Raw genomic sequence first — 3,941 nt, 5'->3', positions numbered from 1 at the left:
ACCGGGGCCTACCGGCTGGGCGACGTCCGCCACATCGTCGCCAGCCCCCAGCGCGCCGCCGCCGACCTCGGCTTCACGGCGGACGTCGCCTTCGAGGACGGCATGGCCGAGTTCGCGGCGGTGACCGTATGACGCCCGTAGACGTGGTCCTGCCCTGCCTGAACGAGGCGGACGCCCTGCCCTGGGTCCTGGACCGCATGCCGTCCGGATACGTCCCGATCGTGGTGGACAACGGCTCGACCGACGCGTCCGCCGAGATCGCCGCCCGGCACGGCGCGCGGGTCGTCCACGCCCCCCGGCGCGGCTTCGGCGAGGCCTGCCACACCGGCCTCCTCGCCGCCACCGCCGAGACCGTCTGCTTCATGGACGCCGACGCCTCCCTGGACCCGCGGGACCTCCCCCTCCTGGTCACCGCCCTCCCTTCCAGCACCGCCGCCTCCGCGAGCGGCCCCGTGTCCCGGCCGACGCTCGTCCTGGGCCGCCGCCGCCCGACCGAATGGCGCTCCTGGCCGCCGCACGCACGCGTCGCCAACCGGGTCCTCGCCCGCGAGCTGAACCGCCGCGCCCGCACGTCCCTGCACGACCTGGGCCCCATGCGCGCCGCCCGCCGCGCCGACCTGCTCGCGCTCGCCCTGGCCGACCGCCGCTTCGGCTACCCGCTGGAGATGGTCCTCAAGGCCGCCCGCGCGAACTGGCGCATCACCGAACTGGACGTCCCCTACCGCCCGAGGACGGGCCGCTCCAAGGTCACCGGCAGCGTCCGCGGAACGATCCGGGCCGTCCACGACATGCGCCACGTCCTGGCCACGGTCGGTGCGGCATGAACGAGACCACCGCCTCCCTCGGACGCCCGGACCGCCCGCGGCCGCCCTCCGCGGACCTGATCGTGATCGCGAAGGAGCCCCTGCCGGGCCGCGTCAAGACGCGCCTGACCCCGCCGTTCGCCCCGCGCGAGGCCGCCGCCCTGGCCGAGGCCGCGCTGAGGGACACCCTCCAGGCCGTGTCCGAGACCCCGGCCGTCCGCCGCGTCCTGGCTCTCGCCGGCTCGCCCGGCCCGTGGCTCCCGGACGGCTTCGACGTCCTTCCCCAACGCGGGGACGGGCTGGACGACCGGCTGGCCAACGCCTTCGACGACGCCTACCAGGGCCGTCCGCTGCTCCTGGTCGGCATGGACACCCCGCAGCTGACCCCATCCCTGCTGACCGCCGCCATCACCGCCCTGACCAGCCACGACGCGTCCTTCGGCCGGGCCGCCGACGGCGGCTTCTGGCTCCTCGGCCTCCGCACCCCGGACCCGGCCCTCCTCCGCGGCGTCCCCATGTCGCGCCCGGACACCGGCCACTTCCTGCTCTGCCGCCTCGCCGAAGCCGTCCTGACCGTCGCCCACCTCCCCGAACTCACCGACGTGGACACCCACGACGACGCCGCGACAGTCGCCGCCCAGGCCCCGGCCACCCGCTTCGCCGCCACCTATCGCACCCTCACCAAGGCCCCCACTCCGGTCCTCGAAACGGCGGCCATCGGTGATCGGTGAGCTCTACGAACGAGCCCTGGACGAACGGACGTCCACGCTCGTCCAGATCGAGGACCCGACAGGCGCCCGGCGTCCGCTGCCGGTGAGGGACTGGCTGCGCCTGCGCCCCGGTGACGAGGGCCTGCTCTCCCGCTCCGAAGGCCCCGTCCTCGACGTCGGCTCGGGGCCCGGCAGGCTGACCGTCGCGCTCACCGCACGCGGAGTCCTCGCCGTCGGCATCGACAACGCGCCGACCGCCGTCGCGATGACCGTCGCCGCGGGAGCCCCGGCACTGATCGGGGACGTGTTCGAGCAGATCCCCGGCGCGGGCCTCTGGCGGACGATCCTGCTCGCGGACGGCAACATCGGCATCGGCGGCGACCCGGCCACCCTGCTCCGCCGCCTCGCCCTGCTCCTCACCCCCGGCGGCAGGATCCTCGCCGAGGTCAACGCCCCCGGAACCACCTCCCGACGCGAACGTGTCCGCCTGCGCAGCGGCACGAGCGTCGGCCCCTGGTTCCCGTGGGCCCAGGTGGCCGCCGACGACCTTCCGGAAAGCGGCCTGACCGTGACCGAACGCTGGGAAGAGGCGGCCCGATGCTTCGTCGCCCTCACCCCATGACATCCGTCCCACAGGCGGAACGCCTCCTCGCCGACCTCCGAGGACGGTTCAGCAGCCGCTACCACGATGAGCGGATCGCGGCATGGCTGGGCATGGCGCTCGGCGTCTCGTTCGGCACGGCGTTCGTCACCGGCTTGATCAGCCACTTCATGCAGCACCCGCCGGACTGGCTGCACTGGCCGTCCAGGCCGGTGAACCTGTACCGCGTCACGCAGGGCGTGCACGTCATCGGCGGCCTGGCGACGGTCCCGCTCCTGCTGGCCAAACTCTGGACGGTCTACCCGAAACTCCTCCAGTGGCCCCCGTTCCGCTCGGCCGCCCACGCACTAGAACGCGCCGTCATCCTCCTCCTGGTCGGCGGAGCGTTGTTCCAGCTGGTCACAGGCGTCCTGAACATCTCCTACTGGTACCCGTTCCCGTTCTTCTTCACGGTCGCCCACTACTGGACCGCCTACGTCGTCATCGGGGCGCTGATCATCCACATCGCGAACGAGTGGGCCAAGACCCGCCGGACCGTGATGCGCAAACCCGACGACGGCCTCGACCGCCGCTCCTTCCTCCTCTCAGTCCTCGGCGCGTCGGGCGCGGTGACCCTCTTCACCGTCGGCGAGACGGTCTCACCCCTGGCACGCATCGCGTTGCTGGCTCCCCGCCGTCCGGGCGTCGGCCCGCAGGGCCTCCCCGTGAACCGCACGGCCGCAGCAGCCGGCGTCACCGGAACCGCACGCGACCCAGGCTGGCGCCTCACCGTCACCGGACGCGTCCGGCGCGAACTCTCCCTCGCCCAGCTGCAAGCCATGCCCCAACACACCGTCCGCCTACCGATCGCGTGTGTCGAAGGCTGGTCGGCGTCCGGCACCTGGACCGGCGTCCGCCTACGCGACGTCCTGGCCCTGGCCGACACCCCCGACGACGCCCGCGTGCACGCCGAATCCCTGCAATCCGGCGGCGCCTACCGAACCTCCGAAGTGGACCCGAGGCACTGGCAAGACCCCGACACCCTCCTGGCCCTCTCCCTGAACGGCAAACCCCTGGCCCTGGACCACGGCTACCCCTGCCGCCTAATAGCCCCCAACCGCCCCGGCGTCCTCCAAACCAAATGGCTAAAAACCCTAACCGCCCAATGACCCACCCCACCAACCCGGCCAACACCCCCAACCAGGCCAACACCCCCAACCAGGCCAACACCCCCAACGTGGCCGACACCGCCGCCCGTGCCGAGGCCGCCGAGACCACCCGCGCCGACACGAGCCGCCCCGCCGCCGCCCGCCCGGATGCCGCCAACCCTGTCGACGCGGCCGACGCGGCCGACGCGGCCGACACGGCCGACACGGCTCCCCGTGCCGAGGCCGCCGAGACCACCCGCGCCGACACGACCCGCTCCGCGGACGCTCGTCCCGAGGCCGCCAACACTGTCGACGCGGCCGCCAGCGCCCCCAACACCCCCAACACCCCCGGCGCCACTAGCCCCGTCCGCGCCGTCAAGGCCACGAAGGCCGCCGACACCGCCAGCGCCGCCGCCCGCTCCGAGGTCGCCAACACGGCCGACGCGGCGGACACCGCCCGCGCCGACGCCGCCAACACTGCCGCCGAGGCCAACGGCGACGCCGCCAGCACCGCCCGCCACGCCGATGCTGCCAGCGCCGCCGACACCCGTGCCGAGGCCGTCAACCCCGCCGCCGCCCCCAACGCCACTAGCACCGCCAACGGCACCATGGCCGCCGCCAGGACCACCGGCCCCGCCGACACCGCTGACGCGGCCAACACGTGGACGTCCACGGTCTTCTTCATCACGCGCGGGTAGAC

The 3,941-nt window shown here is 73.8% G+C and carries 5 protein-coding genes; all 5 read left to right on the top strand.

The window, feature by feature from the left end; translation table 11 throughout:
- Positions 1–128 precede the first annotated feature (128 nt).
- The 5 genes from AB0J52_RS30940 to AB0J52_RS30920 are packed head-to-tail and all read left to right on the top strand — an operon-like array spanning position 129 to position 3,939.
- The gene (locus tag AB0J52_RS30940; protein WP_500186241.1) at positions 129–824 is read left to right on the top strand and encodes a glycosyltransferase family 2 protein; all 696 of its coding nucleotides are present in this window, start codon (positions 129–131) and stop codon (positions 822–824) included.
- Positions 821–1,534, top strand: a complete 714-nt coding sequence (locus AB0J52_RS30935) for a TIGR04282 family arsenosugar biosynthesis glycosyltransferase (RefSeq protein ID WP_500186239.1) — start codon at positions 821–823, stop codon at positions 1,532–1,534. Before AB0J52_RS30940 ends, AB0J52_RS30935 begins: the two co-directional genes overlap by 4 nt.
- Positions 1,524–2,135 (top strand): class I SAM-dependent methyltransferase, encoded by a 612-nt coding sequence (locus AB0J52_RS30930; protein ID WP_500186237.1) that lies wholly within the window; start codon positions 1,524–1,526, stop codon positions 2,133–2,135. Before AB0J52_RS30935 ends, AB0J52_RS30930 begins: the two co-directional genes overlap by 11 nt.
- Positions 2,132–3,262, top strand: a complete 1,131-nt coding sequence (locus AB0J52_RS30925; protein WP_500186236.1) for a molybdopterin-dependent oxidoreductase — start codon at positions 2,132–2,134, stop codon at positions 3,260–3,262. The genes AB0J52_RS30930 and AB0J52_RS30925 overlap by 4 nt, the downstream gene beginning before the upstream one ends.
- A complete protein-coding gene (locus AB0J52_RS30920) occupies positions 3,259–3,939 on the top strand; it encodes a hypothetical protein (protein WP_500186234.1) in 681 nt (226 codons plus the stop codon). Before AB0J52_RS30925 ends, AB0J52_RS30920 begins: the two co-directional genes overlap by 4 nt.
- Positions 3,940–3,941 lie beyond the last annotated feature (2 nt).

Origin of the sequence: Spirillospora sp. NPDC049652 (assembly GCF_040675125.1) — a bacterium.
In the GTDB taxonomy this organism is placed as follows: domain Bacteria; phylum Actinomycetota; class Actinomycetes; order Streptosporangiales; family Streptosporangiaceae; genus Spirillospora.
This window is presented reverse-complemented; position numbering and strand designations above follow the sequence as displayed.